This window comes from Streptomyces sp. LUP47B, assembly GCF_001746295.1.
In the GTDB taxonomy this organism is placed as follows: Bacteria; Actinomycetota; Actinomycetes; order Streptomycetales; family Streptomycetaceae; genus Streptomyces.
In genome coordinates this window covers 115,360-134,859 of the sequence record NZ_MJAH01000018.1, presented here as the reverse complement: position 1 = coordinate 134,859, position 19,500 = coordinate 115,360, and the positions used below count along the sequence as shown (strand labels likewise).

The window sequence follows — 19,500 nt, the reverse complement described above, 5'->3', positions numbered from 1 at the left end:
AGTTCCACCCAACCGCCCGTACATCAGAAGGAGTTGGATGACGATGGAGCTACGGGACGCCGTGACGGTCGTGACCGGCGCGGGCAGCGGGATCGGGCGGGCCGCCGCGCATGCCTTCGCCCGCCGGGGCGCGCGGGTAGTGGTCACCGACCTCGACGCCGCACGGGCAAAGACGGTCGCCGCCGAGCTGGCCGAGCTGGGGCCGGACGGTGCGCGTGCTGTCGCCGCCGCGTGCGATGTCACCAGCCTCGACGACCTGCGTGCCGTAAGGGACCTCGCACTGGAGCGGTTCGGGCAGGTCGACCTGGTGATGAACAACGTCGGCATCCTGGCCGTCGGCCCCGTCGAGGACATCCCGCTCGAAGCGTGGCAGCGCGTCATCGACGTGAACCTGCTGAGCGTCGTACGCAGCAACCTCGTGTTCCTGCCGCCGCTCCTGGAGCAGGGGTCCGGACACGTGGTCAACACCGCCTCCACGGCAGGCCTGTTGCCCTACGGACACGACCGTCTTCCGTACACGGCGACGAAGCACGCCGTCGTCGGACTCTCCCAGGCCCTCGCGCTCTCCCTGCGGCCGCGCGGCATCGGTGTCTCCTGCCTGTGCCCGGCCGGAGTGGCCACCAACATCGTCGAGCAGATCACCTTCTACGGGGAGCCGGCACCCCCCAAGGGACCCCAATTCCCTGTTTTGGACGCCGAGTCGGTCGGCGAACTTGTCGCCGACGGCGTCAGCGAGGACCGGTTCCTCATCCTCACCGCTCCCGAAGCCGCCGAGGAACTGCGCGAACTCGGAGCCGACGTCGACCTCTACCTGTCCCGACTGATCAAGGACGCCACATGAACGCACCGAGCAGCACCCTCGACCGGATGAGCCTGGACGGCAAGGTCGCCTTGATCACCGGCGGCGCCGGCGCCATCGGCCAGGTCTACGCCCGCGCCCTCGCAGAGGCCGGGGCGCGGGTCGTCCTCGCGGACCTCGACGCCGAGGGCGCCGAACGGGCCGCCAAGTCCCTGTCCGCCGACGGGCTGCACGCGCTCGGCGTACGGGTGGACATCACCGACCGGGACTCCGCGGCGGAGATGGCACAGCAGGCCGTCGACGCCTTCGGCGGGATCGACATCCTCGTCAACAACGCCGCGCTGATGGCCGACATACCCCAGGTCGACCTCCTCGACCTGCCGGGCGAGTGGTTCGAGCGCGTCATGCGGGTCAACGTGTTCGGCGCCATCGTGTGCGCGAAGGCGGTCAAGGCCTCGATGGTCGAGCGCGGCGGCGGGCGGATCATCAACCAGGTGTCGGCCGGCGCGTTCATGGGCGGCGGGATCTACGGGGTGAGCAAGCTCGCGCTCGTCAACGTCACGGTCGGGCTTGCCCGTTCACTCGGTCCGCACGGCATCAACGTCAACGCCATCGCGCCGGGACTCGTGGAGAACGAGCCCGGCTTCAAGAGCCTGCCCGCCGACCACCCGGCGCGCGCCGCGCTCGCCTCGGCCATCCCGGGCAAGAAATCCGCGCCGGCCGACGACCTGCTCGGCACTCTCCTGCTGCTCGCCTCGGACGCCGGCGTGTGGATCAACGGACAGACCATCAGCGTCGACGGTGGCTGGGTCACCCGGCTGTGAGCCGGGTTCACGACGGTTCCGTAGACGGTTTCGTAGGAGGAGAGGGGCACACACCTTGAGCGACGAACTCGGCGTCACCGGGCCGCTGGTGAACGGCAGCTGGCTCGAGAAGACATCCATCGGCACGATCGACCATGTCAATCCGGCGACGGCGCGCGTCAACGGCTCCGTGCTGTCGTGCGGCCCGCAGGAGGTCGACGCGGCCGTAGCCGCCGCGAAGGACGCGTATCCCCAGTGGCGGGCCATGTCCCCGGACAAGCGCCGCCGCATCCTGCAGCGCATCGAAGAGCTGATGCTCGCCCGCGTGGCCGAACTCGGCCGCCTCACCACGCTCGAACTCGGCGTGCCCATCGCCGTGTCGTCGGCGCTCGCGTATCTGTGCTCCGGCTGGTTCGGGTACTACGCCGGCTGGGCGGACAAGATCGAGGGGGCGACGATCCCGCCGAGTCCGGTCATGGCCCCGGGCCTCGACTACACCGTCCCGGAGCCGTACGGCGTCGTGGGGATCATCCTCACCTGGAACGGCCCGATCATGTCGGTCGGGATGAAGATCGCCCCGGCGCTCGCCGCCGGGAACTGTGTGGTCGTCAAGTCGCCCGATCTCGCGCCCTTCACGGTGGCGAAGTTCGCGGAGATCGCGCTGGAGGCCGGGCTGCCGCCCGGTGTGCTGCACCTCCTGCCCGGTGGTCCCGAGGCCGGTGAGCACCTCGTGCGTCATCCGGACGTCGGCATGATCTCCTTCACCGGCGGCATACCGACCGCCAAGAAGATCCTCGACTCCGCCCGTCACACCCTCAAGCCGGTGCTGCTCGAACTCGGCGGGAAGACGGCGAGTGTGGTCTTCCCCGACGCCGACATCGACGCGGCCGTCACGGAGACCGTCCGCTCCTGCTTCAACCTGTCCGGTCAGGGCTGCAACCTCACCACCCGGATGCTGGTCCACCGCGAGGTGTACGAGCGGGTCGTCGAGGCCGCGGGGGTTGCCGCGAAGGCCCTGACCGTCGGGGATCCGTTCGCACCGACGACGGCGCTGGGTCCGGTGGCCGGTGCTCAGGCGCGGGAGAGGATCCTCGGTGTGATCGAGAAGGCGGCGGCCGACAGCCGGCTCGTCGCCGGCGGTCACGCCGTCGACAAGGCGTCGCTCCCGCCGCAGGTGCAGGGGGGTTTCTTCGTCGAGCCGACCGTGCTCGCCGATGTGGACCCGGGCAGCGAGGTCGCCGTGCACGAGGTGTTCGGCCCGGTGCTGTCGATCATCCCGTTCGACACGGAGGAGCAGGCCGTCGAGCTGGCCAACTCCACCCCGTACGGCCTCGGCGCGGTCCTGTTCACCCACGACGTGGCGCGGGTGCAGCGCATCGTGCCGCAGCTGCAAGCAGGCACGGTGCATGTCAACGGGCCGTCAGGGCAACCGCCGGGGGCTCCGTTCGGCGGGTACAAGCAGAGCGGTCACGGCCGTGAGGGCGGCAAGGAAGGGCTGTACGAGTTCCTGCAGACCAAGAACGTCTTCATTCGCGCCTAGGGAGTCAGGGAGTCCTGATGGACGTATCGTCGGAGATGTCGGTGGATGCATCGGCACAAGAGGGCCGTGGGGAGCAGACCGCGGCCGAGGTTCTCGGATCGGCTGAAGTCCCTTCCCCACAGACGCCGTTCGGCCGTGCGTCCCGTGACTTCCTGTACGGGCAGGTGTGGTCGCGTCCGGGTCTGAGCCGGCGGGACCGGCGCTTTGTCACACTCACCTGTGTGGCGGCCGCCGACGCGCCGGAGCCGATCGAGGAGCAGGTGCACGCGGCGCTCGCGAGCGGGGACATCTCGCTCGACGAGATGCTCGAACTCGTCCTGCACTTCGCGGTGTACTGCGGCTGGCCCAAGGCCTCCCATCTGGAGGGCGCCATCGCACGCCAATGGGACCGCATCCACCGCGAACGCGGTGAACCCGCTCCTGCCTGGCCCGAGCTGGACAACCTCACGCTCGGACCGGGCGACATGGAGAAGCGCATCGCGCGCGGCGTGGAGGAGTTCATCGACGTGAACCGCACGCCCGCGCCACCGGTCAATTCGCCCTACCGGCACGCCGGCATCCTGAACTTCGTGTTCGGCCATGTCTGGCAGCGCCCCGGTCTCACCCGCAGGGAGCGCCGGATCATCACGGTCGCCAGCGTCGCGCTCGACGACTCACCCGTTCCCCTGCGCACGCATGTCGCGGCGGCCCTGCACTCCGGCGACATCACCAAGGAGGAGATGGACGAGATCGTCCTGCAGTTCGCGGCCTACTACGGCTTCGCGAAAGGCGATGCGCTCGCGGACTCGGTGGAGGCGGCGTGGGCCGGGCGGCCCGCGTGACGCGTCACGGCCATGCGTGAGATCGCCGCGCGGCTCACGGCCTGGGACCGGGCGGGCACCCGCTTCGCCCTGGCGACCGTCGTCTCGACGAGCGGCAGCGCGCCCCGCGCACCGGGCGCCACCATGGCGGTGTCCGAGACCGGGGAGGTGCTCGGGAGCGTGTCCGGCGGGTGCGTCGAGGGCACCGTCCACGAGCTGTGCCAGGAGGTGCTCTCGACGGGCGCGGCCATGCGGGAGAGCTTTGGTTACTCGGCCGACACGGCGTTCGCGGTGGGCCTGAGCTGCGGCGGCACGATCGAGGTGTGCGTGCAGCCGCAGCCGCCGTCCGCCGTGCTCGGTGCCGTGGCCGACTGGACATCCGTCGCCGTGGCGCAACTCCTCGACGGCAGCGGCGCGATCCTGGCCGTCGGCCCCGAGCAGGTCCGCGGATCCACGGGGGCGGCGGAGGTGGACGCCCTGATCGCCGCCGAGGCGCGCGCCATGCTGGACGTCGCGGCGAGCGGCATCCGCACGGTGCGCTGCCGCCCGGGTACGGAGGTGTTCATCGCCTCGTACGCTCCGCGTCCACGGCTCCTCGTGTTCGGTGCGACGGACCACGCCGGGGCGGTCGCGTCGTTGGGCGCTTTCCTCGGATACGAGGTCACGGTCTGCGACGCCCGCTCGGTGTTCGCCACGCCGGCGCGCTTCCCGGACGCGGATCAGGTGGTGGTCGACTGGCCGCACCGTTTCCTCGCCCGCACACCGGTCGATGGCCGCACGGTCGTCGTGGTCCTCACCCACGACGCCAAGTTCGACGTGCCGTTGCTCGAAGTGGCGCTGCGGCTGCCGGTCGCGTACGTGGGGGTGATGGGCTCCCGGCGCACGCATCACGAGCGGCTCGACCGGCTGCGCGAGGCGGGCCTCACCGAGCGGGAACTCGCCCGGCTGCGTTCGCCGATCGGCCTGGACCTGGGGGGACGTACGCCCGAGGAGACCGCGGTGGCCATCGGGGCGGAGATCGTCGCGGTGCGGCGGGGCGGTGGCGGGCTGCCGCTCCGGGACACGGACGGGCCCTTGCACCACGCTCCGTACCCGCCCTGGGGGACGCACCAGTCCGCTGGATCCAAGCGCGTTGAAAGGCAGGGGAGTTGAAGGATGGCGTCATCCACTGCGTCGAACAGTCGACCGCTGTCCCCGCCCGGTCTGCCGATCGCACTGGACCGCGCCGCGTCCTTCTACGGCGGCGGCCGGGTGGTGACCGGCGGCTCACCCTGGGGCGTCGCGCGCATCAAGGCGGCCGCGCTGCCCCAGCTCGCCGCCCTCCGGCGGGCGGGCCGGCACGGCCTGACACCGGACACGACGGTGGGGCGCGCCCTGGCCCGGCAGCTGCTCGACCGCGGCCTCGCCCACCCCGTGCCCCCGACGCGCGGCGGACCCCACCCGGTCACCGTGATCGTCCCCGCATACGGACGCACAGCCGAACTGTCCCGCTGCCTGGACGCGTTGCCCGGTCTGGAGGTGATCGTCGTCGACGACTGCTCACCGGATCCCGAGGCCGTGCGGGCGACCGCCGAGGCGCACGGGACCCGTCTGGTCCGGCACGCGGTCAACCGAGGGCCCGCGGCGGCGCGTACCACCGGCGCCGCACTCACGACCACGCCACTCATCGCGTTCGTCGACTCGGACTGCCGCCCCGAGGAGGGCTGGCTCGACCTGCTCGTCCCGGCCTTCGACGATCCTCAGGTCGCGGCCGTCGCACCGCGGATCCTGCCGGATGTTCCGTATCCCCCGAAGGGTCTGCTCGCCCGCTACGAGGCCGCGCGTTCCGCACTCGACCTGGGCGGTGAGCAGGCCGTGGTGCGCCCCGGCGCACGGGTCGGCTTCGTGCCCACGGCCACACTGGTCGTACGCACGGACGTCCTGTCCAAGGTCACGTTCGACGAGGAGCTGCGGCTCGGCGAGGACGTCGACTTCGTCTGGCGGCTGCACGACCATGGGCTGCACGTGCGCTACCAGCCGCGCGCCCTCGTCCTGCACACGCCCCGGCTCGCATGGCGAGAGGCGCTCAAACGCCGTCACGAGTACGGGACTTCGGCGGCCGCACTGGCCGAGCGCCACCCCGGCCGGGTCGCACCGGCCCGCCCGTCCGCGTGGAATCTGCTGACGCTCGGCCTCCTGACCCATGGCCGCCCGGGCGCCGCGGCGCTCAGCACGCTCACGTCCGCGGCGCTCCTTCGTCGCCATCTGTCGGGCACCCCCGCCGCGACGGAACTGAGCGCATCCGTGGTGGCGCAGGGCCTGCTCGCAGACTCCATGGCGCTCGGACTCGCCCTGCGCCGCGAGTGGTGGCCCGTGGGCCTGCTGTGCCTGTGCGCGGCGCCCAGCAGCCGCACCGCCCGGGCGGCCACGGCGGCCATGCTCGCCCCGGTCCTCGCGGAGTGGGTGGCGCGCCGGCCGCCCCTGGACCCCGTGCGCTGGACGGCCCTGCGCTGCCTGGACGACCTGGCGTACGGCACGGGCGTGACGGCCTCGGCCTGGCGCCATCGCGCCCTCGCGCCGCTACTGCCGAAGCTGAGCCTGCCCTTTGTGCGCCGGTCCGCCGCGAGGCGCGCCAAGGACTCACGAGCCGTGTAGCCGCGCCTCCCCACGTGGGGCCCGGGCGCCGCTGGGCAGGCAACGGCCGGACTCGACGGATGCCGCGGTGTCAGGGTTGTCAGTGGTGCGGGGGATAGTGGTCCTCACAACCGATGAGCAGTAATCACGGCCGGCTGCCCGGCACCTTGCCGGCGAACTCGCCCTGCGCCGGACAGCGCTCCTGCGCCCGTGCGTGCGCCTTCGTCGGGCCATGGACGGCGAGCAGGCCGTGGCCTCTCTCGGTGGTAACCCGCAGCTTCCGGGGTCGGCGCCCAGGTCCTGTACCTGCCGCAGAACACCCCGGTGCTCCCGACGCCGGCACCCCCGGACCTAAAACCGTAACCCCGCGTGGACCTCACCGCCGAGACGGAGCAAAGTGTCCCCGACCTGCTGCTCCCACAGGCCCGGCAGGCCCTGCTCGGCGACGGCCGGGACTGGCCGGACCACCCCTGTGAAACCCCGGCCGAGCTCAAGCCGTTCGTCCGTGCCTTCGGCCGCCTGCGCACGGGATGGGCCACCAGGTCGGGGGCCACGCCGTCCCCATTCAGGGCCCGGTCGAGTACGGGGTCACGAGTGGGGCATGCGGCAGCATGCACGCGTGGGGCGGCGTGGGTGCGCTCTACTGGCTCGTCCGCCCCGAGGAACTCGCCGCCCACCGCTTCGGCCAGGTCCGGCTGACCATGCAGTGCAGGTGAGCCGGCTCTGAGCAGGTCGCTCACCTCGTGCGCCGCTTCTCGTTTGCGCCCAATCCTCGGCAGCGACGATGGTCCGCCAGGGGCTTGATCAAACCAGGGCGGCACGAAGCACCACGCCTCGCAGCCGCCCTGGTTTCCTCAGTCGTCAGGCGGAAAGACCGCCTTCCCGGACTCCGCGTCCGTGATCGAGATGGCCTCGATGGGGCAGGACTCGGCGACCTCGAGGACCTCTTCCGATGCCGACAGGACCTCGGCGGTGGCGCGGCCCTGCCCGGTCCTCTCGTCGAGCTGGAACTCCTGCGGCGCGGAGGCCGCGCACAGCCCCGTACGGACGCACATGCGCGGGTCGACCCTGACTCTCCAGTGCTCGGTCACGAGCTGGCTCCCCTCCTCAACTCCGTTTCCTCCTCAGGGCTTCTGGATGACGAGCGGCAGTGTCTTCCAGCCCCGTACGGTCGAGGTCTGGGCGAGCTCCGCGCCCTCCCAGTCGACGTCCCAGGCGGGAAAGCGCCGCAGGATCTCCTCGGCCGCCACCTTTCCCTCCAGGCGGGCGAGTGCGGCGCCCAGGCAGTAGTGCGCGCCGACGCCGAACGACATGTGCTGCGACACCCGGTGGATGTCGAAGACATCCGGGTCGGGGAAGCGGTCCGGGTCGCGGTTGGCGGCGGCCTGGATGAAGAGGATGGCGCTGCCGGCCGGAACAGTGGAGCCGTGCAGCTCCACGTCCCGGGTCACGTACCGGGCTGTGAACGGTCCTGTGGGCTCGAAGCGCAGGATCTCCTCGACGGCGTTGGGGATGAGGGCGGGCTCGGCCACCAACTCCCGGCGGGCCTCGGGGTAGCGGGCCATCAGCGCGCCGAACCAGCCGATCAGCCGGCCGGTCGTCTCATTGCCCGCGCCCGCGACCACGGTGCAGTACGTGAGGACTTCCTCGTCGGTGAGAGTGCGCCGGGTGCCGTTCTCGTCCTCGAACTCGGCGGTCATCAGCTCGGTCATGAGGTCGTCGGACGGGTGCTTCTTGCGCCAGTCGATGTAGTCCTGGAATCCCTCGGCGTTGAGGATCTCGCCGGAGTCGATGCGACCGCCGTCCCCGGTCTCCAGGGTCGCGTCGGTACGGTCCCGGTAGCGCACCTGGTCGGCCTCGGGGATGCCGAGGAGCATCCCGATCACCCGCATCGGCATCTCGGCGCCGACGGCCGCCACGAGGTCGAAGCGGTCGACTCCGGTGACCGGTTCGAGAACGCGCTCGCAGTACGCCCGGATCTTCGGTTCGAGTTGGGCGATACGGCGTGGAGTGAAGACGCGGGCGAGCAGGCGCCGGTGGATGTCGTGGACGGGCGGGTCCTCGAAGATCAGGGTGCCCGGCGGCAGTTCGATGTCCGCCTGAATGATCTCCAGGATGTCGCCGCGCGCAGAGGAGTACGTCTGCCAGTCGGCGAGGCCGCGTTGGCAGTCGGCGTAGCGGCTGACCGCGTAGAAGGCGTGCCGCTCGTTGTAGTAGAGCGGGGCCTCTTCGCGCAGGCGTGCGTAGACGAGATACGGGTCGCGGGCCAGGGCCGCGTCGAAGGGGTCCCAGTAGACGGGCTCGGTGGTGGCGTCGGCGACGGTCATTTCAGCATGGCTCCCGCGTCGATGACGGTGGTGGTCCCGGTGACGAAGCGCCCGTCGTCCGAGGCGAGGTAGAGCACGGCGCCGCTGATGTCGCGCGGCTCGACCCAGGGGGTGGGCAGCAGGTGCATGCTCTGCGAGACGGCGGCGAAGTCGTCGACCGTGGGGTTCTCCAGGTCCGGACGGAACATCCGGTACGTGTCCTCGTGCATGACCATCGGTGTGTTGACCTGGGAGGGGTGGATGGAGTTGACCCGGATGCCGTGCTCGCCGAGCTCCCAGGCAAGGGTGCGCATCAGGCCCACGACGCCGTGCTTGGCGGCGATGTAGTGACCGATGTTGGCGTGCCCGCGCAGGCCGCCGACGGAGCTGGTCAGGATGATCGAGCCGCCGCGTCCGCCGGCAATGATGTGCGGGATGGCGACCTTGGCGGTCAGCCAGACGCCGGTCAGGTTGACGTCGATCATGTCGCGCCAGGTCTTCTCGTCCATGGCGTCCAGGCGGGCGCCGTCGCTGCCGAGGCCCGCGTTGGCACAGACGATGTCGAGCCTGCCGAACTGGGCGACGCCCTCATCGACGGCGGCCTTGAGCGCGTCGTGGTCGCGTACGTCCGCCTGCACGGCGTGGATGCGCCGCCCCAGCTTCTGCACCTGGTTGACCGTCTCGTCGAGATCCTCAGGCGTCGACATGGGGAACTTGACGCCGTCGAGCTGCTTGCAGACGTCGATCGCGATGATGTCGGCGCCTTCTTCGGCGAGACGGATCGCATGGCTGCGGCCCTGTCCTCGCGCCGCGCCGGTGATGAAGGCGACCTTTCCTTCTACGCGTCCGGGCATGGGAACCTCGTTTCTGGGTGGACGTGCTCGGGTGAAGGACGTGCGGCTGGTGTGCCTTGGCGTTACGCGGCGTGGCGGCGCCGGGCGCGCAGGCGGCCGAGCGTGAGGATCAGCAAGGCCGCGGCAACGAGCGGCGCCATCCGCTTGAGAGCCGTGGCCCCGGTGGCCTCGATCAGGTCCAGTGGTGCGGCGGAGTGCGCCGGAGCGGGTGAATGCCCGGCCGGTTCGGGTGAGTTGACCGCGAGTTCGGCGGCGAGGTTCTCGGCGAACCGTTCCATGAGGGCGCCGGACACCTCGGCGAGGGTGCCACGGCCGAACTGGGCCGGCTTTCCGGTGATGCTGAGGTCGGTCTCCACGTGCACGGTGGTACGGCCACCACCGGCGTCGCTGAGGCGGCAGGTGACGAGGGCCTTCGCGGTGCCGTTGCCGCGCGCCTCGCGACCGCGTGCCTCCAGGACGACGACCTTCGCCTGCTCGTCGCGCTCGATGAAGGTGACCGTGCCGCTGTAAGTGAGCGCGATGGGGCCCAGCTTCACTTTGATCCGGCCGCGGTGTTCGTCGCCGTCGCTCGCGGTGAGCGTCGCACCGGGCACACAGGGCGCGACGCGCTCGACGTCGAGCAGGACATGCCAGGCGTCGTCGACGGCGACGGGGATGCCGAGGGCGTTCTCCAGCTTCACAGCGCCTCCTCCCCCGTCATGCCATGTCCGGTGCCGCGGCCCGGACGGCGTTGACGATCCCCTGGTAGCCGGTGCAGCGGCACAGGTTCCCGGTGAGTGCCTCGCGGATCTCCTCGTCGGTGGGTTTGGGGTTCTCCGCCAGGAACGCGGTCACCGAGACGACGAATCCGGGGGTGCAGAAACCGCACTGCAACCCGTGATGCTCCGTAAACGCAGCCTGCACCTTGGACAGCTCGCCGTCCGGCCCCGCGAGACCCTCGACGGTGGTCACCTCGCCGCCGTCGGCCTGCACGGCGAACACCAGGCAGGCGCGGACGGGTTCGCCGTCGAGCAGCACGGTGCACGCGCCGCAGACGCCGTGCTCGCAGCCGAGGTGGGTTCCGGTAAGGGAGCAGGTGACGCGCAGGAAGTCGGCGAGGGTGAGCCGGGGCGCGACGGCCGCCCGGCGGCCGGCGCCGTTGACCCGTATGTCGATCTCGATGGTCTCGGCGTCAGTCATGGAGTGCCTCCTGTACGGCGCCGTGCCAGGCGCGGGCGACCATCGCGGCGCCCACGCGGATGCGGTAGGGGGCCGATCCGTGCAGATCGGAGGGGACGGAGTCGAGGTCTTCGGTCGCGAGCCGGCCGATGTCCTCGGCGTCCGTCCCCAGCGGGTCCGTGCCCAGCTGAGCGGTCTCGGCGACTGTGGCCCGTCGCGCGGTCGGGCCGAGCCCGAACAGGCTGATGGCGCACCGGTCGAGACGGCCCGCAGGGTCAACGCGGAGGGCGACCGTGGCACCGGCGATGGCGAAGTCCCCGCGCCTGCGGGCGAACTCCTCGACGGCGAACCCGCACCGCCCGCTCCACACCGGGAACCTGACACCGGTGAGCAGCTCGTCCTCGGCGAGGGCCGTGGTCCAGACACCGTTGAGGAAGTTCGCCGCCGGGATGGTGCGCCGGCCACGCGGCGACATCGCTTCCAGCTCGGCGTCCAAGGTCAGGGCCACCGCCGGATACTCGGCCGCGGCATCGGCGTGCGCCAGCGAGCCGCCGACGGTGCCCCGGCTGCGAATCTGGAAGTGACCGATCAACGGGGTGGCACGGGCAAGGAGTGGAACCGCGGCGCGCACCTCCTCCGACCGCTGCACGGCGGCCTGAGTGGTGGCCGCCCCGACCCACACGGTGTCGTCGTCCCGGCGCTCGATCCCGCGCAGTTCGTCGAGGCGGCGCAGGTCGACGAGGTGGCCGAAGGACGCCAGGCGCAGGGCCAGCATGGGGACGAGGCTCTGCCCTCCCGCGATGACCTTCGCCTCGTCCCCCCACTCCCCCAGCAGACCGACGACCTCGCCGGGAGTCTCGGGGGCGTGGTACCTGAAGGGCGCCGGCTTCATGACCGGGCCCCCTGCGCCTGCCCCTGCCGCTGTCTGTCGATGAGTCCCACGATCGAGGCGGGGGTCAGCGGCAGTCGCTCGATCCGTACGCCGAGCGGGGCGAGCGCGTCGGCGACCGCGTTGACGACGGCGGGCGCGGAGCCGATCGCGCCGCCCTCGCCGACCCCCTTGTAGCCCCCGGGCCCGGGGCTCGGCGTCTCGACATGGCCCACTTCGATGACCGGCACCTCGGTGGCCGTGGGCATCAGATAGTCCATGAACGTGGTCGACACGGGGTTGCCGTCCGTGTCATAGGCGAGCTCCTCGTAGAGCGCGCCGCCGATGCCCTGAACGGTGCCGCCGTGGATCTGGCCCTCCACCACACTGGGGTTGATCATCGGGCCGCAGTCCTCGCTGACGATGTACCGCAGGAGTTTCACCTCTCCGGTGACCACGTCGACCTCGCAGGTGCAGACGTGGGTGGCGTTGGCCCAGATCATCAGGTGCGGGGTGTGGTAGCGCCCGCTCGCTTCGAGCCCGGCGGGCACTCCGGGCGGCAGGGCGTGCACCTGGTAGTACGCGATGTCGGCAATCTCCGCGAGGGACAGTGACCCGTCCGTGCCCTTGGCTGCCGCCTGCCCTCGCTCGAACTCGACGTCCGCCGGCGGTACTTGCAGCCGGTGCGCCGCGATGGCCCGGATGCGCTCCCGCAGCGCCGCGGCCGTCTCCTCGATGGCCCCCGCCGTCATGGGCCCCGAGCGGCTGCCGCCGGTGCCGGCTCCGTACGGTGTGATGGCCGTGTCGCCCTGCACGGTGCTGACGTCCTCGATGGCGACGCCGAGCGCGTCGGCGGTGAGCTGGACGACCGTGGTCTCCAGGCTGTTGCCGCAGGACCCGCCGGCGACGTAGACATTGACCTTGCCGGAGGGCTCGACGCGGATCGTCGCCCCCTCGGTGGCGTGGAACGGCGTGGCGCCGGCGGTCGGTTCGACGTAGGTGCACGTTCCTACGCCGAGGTAGCGGCCCTGTTGCCGTGCCTGTTCCTGCTCCTTGCGGAAGGCCTCGTAGTCGAGCATCTGCAGGGCCTGCTCGAAGGTCTCCCGCGGGGAGATGTGGTCGTACGGCATCCCGTTGAAGTTCGCCGTGGGCAGCTCGTCGCGGGTGAGCATGTTCCGGCGGCGTAACTCCACCGGGTCGAGACCGAGTTGGCGGGCGGCGGTGTCCAGGAGCGTTTCGCGGGCCATGGACTCGTACTGCCACGGGCCGCGGTAGGCGACGCGGCCGCTGGTGTTGGAGTAGACGAAGCGCGACGAGAACGTGCCTTCCGGGATGCGGTACGGGCCGGGGAAGAGCATCCCGACCGCGATGCCGCTCTGCACGGGGGACGGCGTGGGGTAGGCGCCGGCGTCCTGGACGTGGTCGAGCGTCGCGGCCAGGATGCGGCCGTCCTCGTCGAGGGCGATGCGCGCCTCCCCGTGTTCGTGGCGCGCCTGGCCTGCCGCGAGGAGGTGCTCCTGGCGGTCCTCGATCCACTTGAGCGCGGCGGGCAGCTTGCGGGCCGCGAGCATCACGCACATGTCCTCGCGCTGCGGCAGGACCTTCTGCCCGAAGCCGCCGCCGGTGTCCCGCATCACGACCCGCACCCGGTGTTCGGCGATGCCGAGCAGCCGCGCGCAGAAGGACCGTACCTCGTGCGGGGACTGGGTGGAGGCCCAGATGCTCATCTCCCCGCCGGCCGCGGCCCATTCGGCGACGATCCCGCGGGTCTCCATCGGGACCGGACCGTGCGACTGCTGGTACAGGGTCTGGCCGACGACGTGCGGCGCGCTCGCGAAGACGGGATCGAGGTCGGCCATCGGGCGTCCGCCGAGCTGACCGACGAGGTTGCCGGGATGCTCCGCGTGCACGGACTCCGGAGAGTCGAGGGCTGTCGCGTAGTCGACGACCGGCACGAGCGGGTCGTAGTCGACGATCACCAACTCCGCGGCGTCCTCCGCGAGGTAGCGGTCGTCGGCCACGATCATCGCGACCGGGTCGCCGACGAAGCGCACCTCGCCCTCGGCGAGCGGCGGACGCGGGGTGTCCGGGTCGTCGCGTCCGTTGAGCGTGTACCACTGCTCGTGGACGCCGGGGTTGAGGTCGGCTGCGACGAACACGGCGTGCACGCCGGGGAGTTCGCGGGCCTCCGAGGCATCGATGCCGAGGATGCGAGCGCGCGCCATCGGGCTGCGCACGAAGCACACATGGAGCATGCCGGGGCGTACGACGTCATCGACGTAGGTGCCCGTGCCGGTCAGGAGTCGCGCGTCCTCGACGCGGGGGGTGCGGGTGCCGGCGTATGCGGCGGCGCGCCCGGTTGGTGCCATCGGTCCGTTCCTCCGTTCACGTGCGGAACTCAGGAGCTGAACTCAGGGGCCGAACTCATGTGCCGTACTCATGTGCTGAACGAGTGTTCAACCTAGGTGCTGAACGACTGTTTAACACCCGCCGATCGAGGGCGTCAAGCACAATGACGGGCATGACTGCCACGCCTCGCCGGATGGGTGCCGAGAACTCCAAGACGCGTCTGCTGCTGCTCGACACCGCACAGCGCCTGATGCTGGAGGAGGGGTACGCGGCCGTCGGCGTACGGCGCGTTGCACGCGAGGCCGAGGTGGCACCGGCCCTGGTCCTCTACTACTTCCGAACGCTCGACGACCTGTTCCTCGCCATGCTGCGACGGCGGGCGGACAAGGAGCTGGAGCGCGCCGAGCGACTGCTGAGCGGACCGCAGCCACTGCGGGCGCTGTGGCGGCTCAGCAGCCATCCGGGCAACGCCCTGACCACGGAGTTCGCGGCCCTCGCCAACCACCGCAAGGACATCCGCGCCGAGCTGGCCGCGATCTCGGAGCGCTATCGCGAAGTCCAGCTCGAAGCCCTCACACGCGGCCTCGAACAGGCGGGCACCCAGCTGCCGGCCGGGATGTCCCCGGCCGTGCTGCTCGTGCTCACCAACGCTGTCGGCCGCAACCTGATGATGGAGCGGGCCCTGGGCATGACGACCGGGCACGAGGAGGCCCTCGCCTTCGTGGAGCAGGTGCTCCGCGACTACGAGGGCGACCCCGCGCGGGCCGCCGAGGGGTGAGGCTCAGTCAGCTCTCTGCACTCGAGGGCCTGCGGCGGCCGAGCCCCCGCCGGCGTCGCCGCGGTTCGTGCGCCGCCACCTTGGGGGGTCAGTTGGGAGTGGTCGGTCACTATCTCCGCCGCGTCGCGCACCTGCGGTGTGCCGGACGCCTTCGGGCGCACCAGGCCCGAGAAGTCGAAGTCCGCCGGCAGGAGCGGCGCGGGCCGTACGGTGCGGGCCTCGGCGGACCGGCTCACGTTCGCCGTGGCATGGCGTGGGTTCACCGGCGCCGTACAGCTCCGCCCCGGTACCTGGAACCTGACGCTCCAGCCCCGTCAGATCGTCGAGTCCTTCCGCGAGCACCTCCACGTCGCCCCGTCGAACCCGATGCCATGCCGCTGATGACGACCAGCCCGGCCCGGCGCATCGGCACCCCGGACGACATCGCCCGCGTCACCTGCTTCTGCGTCAGCGACCTGTCGACGTCCATGACCGGCAGCACCCTCCGCGCGGATGGCGGCACGACCTCACCGCCCCGTACGTCAAGCGGGCAGGGTCGCTCTCAGCGGGGGCCTGCCCCGTTGGGCGCGTCGGCTTCGGGTGCCGGGACGACCGAGTCGGGGGGCTCCGGCTGGGCGGCAGGTGCGAGCCGGTCACCCAGTTCGGAGAGGTCGTACGCCTGACGCGCCAGCCAGAAGCGCAGGAAGCCGGTGAGCGAGTAGCGCAGGTACAGCACCCCGCCCACCACCGCGCACACCACTGCGGTCAGGCCGATGGCCAGGGCGTCGCGTTGGGCCAGTGGATCCTCGCTCGCATGGGCGAGAGGGTAGGTCAGCGCGCCGAGGACCAGGCCGGCCAGGAGCAGCAGCCCTCCGATGCGCAGCCACAGGGTGTGGCGTGCGGCGGCTGGGTCGGGGATCTTCATGGCGGTCAGGTCGCGGGCGAACCGTTCGGCGCGGGTGGGGACTTGGGGCTGGTCTGCGCGCGTGAGGGTGTGCGGTCCTGTCGTGGTCTCGGTGGTCGGCGTCATGCCGCGCTCCCCAGGTAGTAGGAGGACAGTTCGGCGTGCAGGGAGCTGTCGGGGTGGCCCTGCCACTGGATGCGGCCGCGTACGAGGACGGCCGCATGGTCGGCGATCTTCAGCACGGCGGCGGCGAACTGCTCGACTACGAGCACTGCCACGCCCTGGCGGGCCAGTTCGGCGACGTGCTCGTACAACTCGGCGACCACTACCGGCGCAAGGCCCATGGACAGTTCGTCGAGGAGCAGGACGGCTGGGTCAGTGGCCAGGCCGCGGGCAAGCGCGAGCATCTGCTGCTGCCCGCCGGACAGGGTGCCCGCGGCTTGCCGGGCGCGTTCGCCGAGGATCGGGAAACGGCTGTAGGCGAGCTCCTCGATCTCCGCCAGGCCGCGCCCGCTGAAGGTCATCATGCGGAGGTTGTCGCGTACGGAGAGGTTGGGGAAGATGCCCCGGCCCTCCGGGATGAGGCAGACGCCGGCCCGGGCGAGGTCGCGCGGTCGCGCGCCGGTGGCGTCGCGGCCGCCGAGGTGCAGGGTGCCCGCCGAGGGATGGTGCGCCCCGGCGGCGACGTTGAGCGTCGTGGTCTTGCCGGCACCGTTCGGGCCGAGCAGCGCCACCACCTGGCCGGCGGCGACGGTGAGGTCCACGCCGTGCAGGACGGTGATGCGGTCGTAGGACGCCTGGATGCCGCGTAGTTCGAGCAGCGGGGGCCGGGGGCCGTGTGCTGCTGGGCGCAAGGCAGGGTTCTCGGACATGTGCTTACGCCTCCCCGAGGTAGGCCGCGAGGACTGTCTGGTCCTGCTGTATTTCCTCGGGCGTGCCGTGCGCGACGACTTTGCCGAGGTCGAGTACGTACATCTCGTCGCAGACGCTCATCACGAGGCTCATGTCGTGCTCGACGAGGACCACGGCGCGCCCCTCGCCCGCGACTTCGCGCAGCAGCGACGCGAAGCGCCGGGTCTCCTCGGTGTCCTGGCCCGCGGCCGGTTCGTCGAGGAGCAGCACCCGCGGCCGGCCGACCAGCGCCCGGCCGACTTCGAGGAGCCGCGCGGCCCCGGTGGGCAGGGCGTCGGAGAGGGTGGCGGCGTCCGCGGTGAGGCCTATGCGTTCCAGGATCTGGTCGGCGATGCGATCGGCATCCCGGCGTCGGGGGCCGATTTCGGCCGCGACGCGCAGATTGTCGCGGACGCTGAGCCGACCGAAGAGTTCGAGGCGCTGGAAGGTGCGGGCCATGCCATTTCGGGCCCGCTGCGCCGGGGTGCGCCGGGTGATGTTCCGGCCGTCGAGGCGGACCTGGCCCGTCTGGGGTCGGCGCAGTCCGGAGACGACGTCGAACAGGGTTGATTTGCCGGCCCCGTTGGGCCCGATGAGCCCGGTTATCCGGCCCGCCTCGGCGGCGAATCCCGCGCCGTCGAGCGCCCGTTTCCCGCCGAACGCGACGGTCACGTCACTTGCTTCCAGCAAGGCCACGCGCGATCACCTCCCGGTCCTCGGTCCGCCACGGTCGGCGCAGGCCCCACCACTCCACGGGGTCGGGCACGGGCCGTGGGCCCTCGAGCCGTGCGGTGGCGCGGATGCGCAGCGCGGTGCCGGCCGCCACGGCGGTGAGCAGGAACAACGCGCCGCCGATCAGGTCGCTCGCGTACAGGGCCCAGAGCACGGCGAGTACGCCACCGGTGACCGGCAGGAGCAGCCGGTCGCGCGCGAGCGGTGTCCACTCGGCCCGGAAGCGCGGGGCGATGCCACCCGGATTGTGTGCGAGCCCCATTCCGGCCAGGGCGATCATGAGCGTGGAGACGTCCTGCGCCCAGTCCCCGAAGTGGCCGAGCAGATGCGGCGGCGCCACGAAGGCGATGCCTGTGAACAGTCCGGTGCCGACCGCGCCGAGGCCGCCGATCACCGCGACCAGGAAGATGGGCAGGTTGGCGACGAGGTTGAACTGCTCGGCGGTGACGGTGCGTTGCTGCATCCCGTAGAGCGCGCCACCGAGACCGGCGATCGCCGCGGACAGGGCGAACACCAGAACTTTCGAGGCGAGCGGACGCCCGCCGAGGGTGGCGTACGCGGCTTCGCTGTCGCGCAGCGCGATCAGGCTCCGGCCGAAGCTGCCGCGCCGCAGCCACGCCACGGCCAGGGAAGCAAGCGCGAGGAACACGGCGGCGAGCAGCAGGAGTTCGGTGTCCGAATCGAGGCGCCACCCGAACACGTTCGGTCCCGCCACTTCCACGGACCCTTGGTCGAACAGCGCTACACGGACGCCGAGGATCTCGAACGACGGGAGGGTGAACACCCAGCGGTCGAGGATCACGGCGAAGGCGGCGGTGCCGAGGGCCAGATAGATGCCGGACAGGCGCAGTGCCGGTATGGCGATCAGCGCCCCGACGAGGCCGGCGACGAGGACGGCGACGGGCAGCGCCCACAACTGCCCCTGTGCTCCCAGGTGTCCCCACACCACGGCCCCGATCCCCGCGATGCTCAGCTGACAGAGGGAGATCTGGCCCGCGTACCCGGCGAGCGGCACGTAGGAGAGAGCGACGATGCCGAGCGAGAAGATCGGCCCGTACGAGATGAGGCCCTCGTCGTCCAGGACGGTCACCAGGAACACCGCGAACAGCACGACGCTCGCCGCGAAGACGCCACTGCCGCGCGCTGTCGGCAGCGGCACACGGACCAGGCGCCGGTCGCGGCCGCGCAGCCGGCGGTGCGGGAACAGCAGGAGCGCGAGGAAGAGCAGCAGGGCGGGGGCGGCGAGCCGCAGGCCGGGGAGGTAGTCGTTCTGCGGCAGGTAGCCCGTCAGATAGCTCTCCAGGCAGCCGACGACCAGTGCCCCGAAGAAGGTGAGCGGGAGGCTGCGCAGCCGGCCGAAGACCGCGGCGGTGTACGCGCTGACGATGAGGAGCGACAGCTGCGCGGCGTCGAGGGCGACGGTCGGGGCGATCAGGATGCCGCCGAGGGCGGCGAGTTGGGTGCTGAGGATCCAGGCCAGGCGGCCGGCACGCTGCGGGGAGGCGCCGGCCAGGGAGGCGAGCGCGCGGTCGTCGACGCAGGCGCGCATCTCGGTACCGGCGCGGGTGCGGTTGAGGAGCAGCCACAGACCGACGGCGACCAGTGCGGCCACGGCCAGGGTGAGCAGCTGGTGCCTGGTGATCACGGCGAGGCCCAGCTTGATGGCGGGTTCGTCCGCGAAGAACGGGCGCAGCGGCCGTGCGGTGTTGGGGTCCCAGACCCAGCGGGCCAGTGCGATCGCCCCGGTGAGCAGGGCAACCGTCATCACCAGGCGCTCCGCCTCGCCCAGCGCCTGCACCGGTCGCATCAGGACCCGCTCGACGAACAGGCCGAAGGCGGGCGCCAGGACGAGCAGGACGACGGCCAGAGCGAGGGGTACCGGCCAGCCCCAGCCGAACGCGAGCTGCCAGTAGGCGAACGCGGAGAGCATGCCGGATGCGCCGTGCGCGAAGTTGAAGACTCCGGCGGTGGTGTAGGTGAGGACCAGGCCGCTGCCGACGACCGCGTAGATCGCGGCCGTCGTCAGGCCGACCACACCGAAGGTGAGGAACTGTTCCATCACGCGCCCGTCCGAGTCCGGGCACCCGGCGGTGAAGGTGTCGGTGTCACGGAGTCTCCTCTTCGCA

Annotated in this window: 20 protein-coding genes and 1 pseudogene; 10 read left to right on the top strand and 11 right to left on the bottom strand. The window is 71.3% G+C overall.

The window, feature by feature from the left end:
- Positions 1 to 37 precede the first annotated feature (37 nt).
- From BFN33_RS40340 to BFN33_RS40310, 7 genes are all read left to right on the top strand, one after another.
- Positions 38 to 841 carry an SDR family oxidoreductase gene (locus tag BFN33_RS40340; RefSeq protein ID WP_069765186.1) on the top strand — a complete coding sequence of 268 codons (804 nt, stop codon included), beginning with the start codon at positions 38 to 40 and terminating at the stop codon, positions 839 to 841.
- Positions 838 to 1,623 (top strand): SDR family oxidoreductase, encoded by a 786-nt coding sequence (locus BFN33_RS40335; RefSeq protein ID WP_069765185.1) that lies wholly within the window; start codon positions 838 to 840, stop codon positions 1,621 to 1,623. The genes BFN33_RS40340 and BFN33_RS40335 overlap by 4 nt, the downstream gene beginning before the upstream one ends.
- Before the next feature lie 55 nt (positions 1,624 to 1,678).
- Complete coding sequence (locus BFN33_RS40330) at positions 1,679 to 3,142, top strand: aldehyde dehydrogenase (RefSeq protein WP_069765184.1); 1,464 nt, start codon at positions 1,679 to 1,681, stop codon at positions 3,140 to 3,142.
- Between the two features lie 17 nt (positions 3,143 to 3,159).
- Positions 3,160 to 3,963: a carboxymuconolactone decarboxylase family protein gene (locus BFN33_RS40325; RefSeq protein ID WP_079141278.1), complete on the top strand. Its 804-nt coding sequence runs from the start codon at positions 3,160 to 3,162 to the stop codon at positions 3,961 to 3,963.
- Between the two features lie 12 nt (positions 3,964 to 3,975).
- A complete protein-coding gene (locus BFN33_RS40320) occupies positions 3,976 to 5,094 on the top strand; it encodes an XdhC family protein (RefSeq protein ID WP_069765183.1) in 1,119 nt (372 codons plus the stop codon).
- Between the two features lie 3 nt (positions 5,095 to 5,097).
- Entirely contained in the window at positions 5,098 to 6,576 is a 1,479-nt protein-coding gene (gene mftF / locus BFN33_RS40315) for a mycofactocin biosynthesis glycosyltransferase MftF (protein WP_079141277.1), read from the top strand.
- A gap of 509 nt (positions 6,577 to 7,085) precedes the next feature.
- Positions 7,086 to 7,271 carry a DUF1963 domain-containing protein gene (locus BFN33_RS40310; RefSeq protein ID WP_069765182.1) on the top strand — a complete coding sequence of 62 codons (186 nt, stop codon included), beginning with the start codon at positions 7,086 to 7,088 and terminating at the stop codon, positions 7,269 to 7,271.
- 138 nt (positions 7,272 to 7,409) lie between these two features.
- On the opposite strand, the gene BFN33_RS40305 is transcribed toward BFN33_RS40310, so the two are convergent.
- From BFN33_RS40305 to BFN33_RS40275, 7 genes are all read right to left on the bottom strand, one after another.
- Positions 7,410 to 7,646, bottom strand: coding sequence for a ferredoxin (locus BFN33_RS40305; protein WP_069765181.1), 237 nt, complete (start codon positions 7,644 to 7,646; stop codon positions 7,410 to 7,412).
- Positions 7,647 to 7,679: 33 nt separating this feature from the next.
- Positions 7,680 to 8,882 (bottom strand): cytochrome P450, encoded by a 1,203-nt coding sequence (locus tag BFN33_RS40300; RefSeq protein WP_069765180.1) that lies wholly within the window; start codon positions 8,880 to 8,882, stop codon positions 7,680 to 7,682.
- Positions 8,879 to 9,715 (bottom strand): mycofactocin-coupled SDR family oxidoreductase, encoded by an 837-nt coding sequence (locus tag BFN33_RS40295; protein WP_069765179.1) that lies wholly within the window; start codon positions 9,713 to 9,715, stop codon positions 8,879 to 8,881. Before BFN33_RS40295 ends, BFN33_RS40300 begins: the two co-directional genes overlap by 4 nt.
- Positions 9,716 to 9,777: 62 nt before the next feature.
- Complete coding sequence (locus tag BFN33_RS40290) at positions 9,778 to 10,395, bottom strand: SRPBCC family protein (protein WP_069765178.1); 618 nt, start codon at positions 10,393 to 10,395, stop codon at positions 9,778 to 9,780.
- 16 nt (positions 10,396 to 10,411) lie between these two features.
- Positions 10,412 to 10,894: a (2Fe-2S)-binding protein gene (locus BFN33_RS40285; RefSeq protein WP_069765177.1), complete on the bottom strand. Its 483-nt coding sequence runs from the start codon at positions 10,892 to 10,894 to the stop codon at positions 10,412 to 10,414.
- Positions 10,887 to 11,765: a xanthine dehydrogenase family protein subunit M gene (locus tag BFN33_RS40280; RefSeq protein ID WP_069765176.1), complete on the bottom strand. Its 879-nt coding sequence runs from the start codon at positions 11,763 to 11,765 to the stop codon at positions 10,887 to 10,889. Before BFN33_RS40280 ends, BFN33_RS40285 begins: the two co-directional genes overlap by 8 nt.
- Complete coding sequence (locus tag BFN33_RS40275) at positions 11,762 to 14,110, bottom strand: xanthine dehydrogenase family protein molybdopterin-binding subunit (RefSeq protein ID WP_069765175.1); 2,349 nt, start codon at positions 14,108 to 14,110, stop codon at positions 11,762 to 11,764. The genes BFN33_RS40280 and BFN33_RS40275 overlap by 4 nt, the downstream gene beginning before the upstream one ends.
- 152 nt (positions 14,111 to 14,262) lie before the next feature.
- On the opposite strand from BFN33_RS40275, the gene BFN33_RS40270 reads away from it, so the two are divergent.
- The 3 genes and pseudogenes from BFN33_RS40270 to BFN33_RS54855 all read left to right on the top strand — a co-directional run.
- On the top strand, positions 14,263 to 14,868 hold the full coding sequence (locus BFN33_RS40270; protein WP_256123002.1) for a TetR/AcrR family transcriptional regulator: 606 nt from the start codon (positions 14,263 to 14,265) through the stop codon (positions 14,866 to 14,868).
- Positions 14,869 to 15,006: 138 nt separating this feature from the next.
- The gene (locus BFN33_RS54860) at positions 15,007 to 15,249 is read left to right on the top strand and encodes a hypothetical protein (RefSeq protein WP_069765173.1); all 243 of its coding nucleotides are present in this window, start codon (positions 15,007 to 15,009) and stop codon (positions 15,247 to 15,249) included.
- Positions 15,240 to 15,362, top strand: a pseudogene (locus BFN33_RS54855) (SDR family oxidoreductase); the annotation flags it as partial. The gene BFN33_RS54860 and the pseudogene BFN33_RS54855, both read left to right, overlap by 10 nt.
- A 47-nt stretch (positions 15,363 to 15,409) precedes the next feature.
- Here BFN33_RS54855 and BFN33_RS54850 read toward each other — a convergent pair.
- Genes BFN33_RS54850 through BFN33_RS40245 form a run of 4 tightly spaced genes read right to left on the bottom strand, consistent with a single transcriptional unit; the run spans position 15,410 to position 19,433 of the window.
- Positions 15,410 to 15,877, bottom strand: a complete 468-nt coding sequence (locus tag BFN33_RS54850; RefSeq protein WP_069765172.1) for a hypothetical protein — start codon at positions 15,875 to 15,877, stop codon at positions 15,410 to 15,412.
- The gene (locus BFN33_RS40255) at positions 15,874 to 16,623 is read right to left on the bottom strand and encodes an ABC transporter ATP-binding protein (protein WP_069765171.1); all 750 of its coding nucleotides are present in this window, start codon (positions 16,621 to 16,623) and stop codon (positions 15,874 to 15,876) included. The genes BFN33_RS54850 and BFN33_RS40255 overlap by 4 nt, the downstream gene beginning before the upstream one ends.
- A gap of 4 nt (positions 16,624 to 16,627) precedes the next feature.
- A complete protein-coding gene (locus BFN33_RS40250) occupies positions 16,628 to 17,338 on the bottom strand; it encodes an ABC transporter ATP-binding protein (RefSeq protein ID WP_069765170.1) in 711 nt (236 codons plus the stop codon).
- Positions 17,316 to 19,433, bottom strand: coding sequence for an ABC transporter permease (locus BFN33_RS40245; RefSeq protein WP_069765169.1), 2,118 nt, complete (start codon positions 19,431 to 19,433; stop codon positions 17,316 to 17,318). The genes BFN33_RS40250 and BFN33_RS40245 overlap by 23 nt, the downstream gene beginning before the upstream one ends.
- Positions 19,434 to 19,500 lie beyond the last annotated feature (67 nt).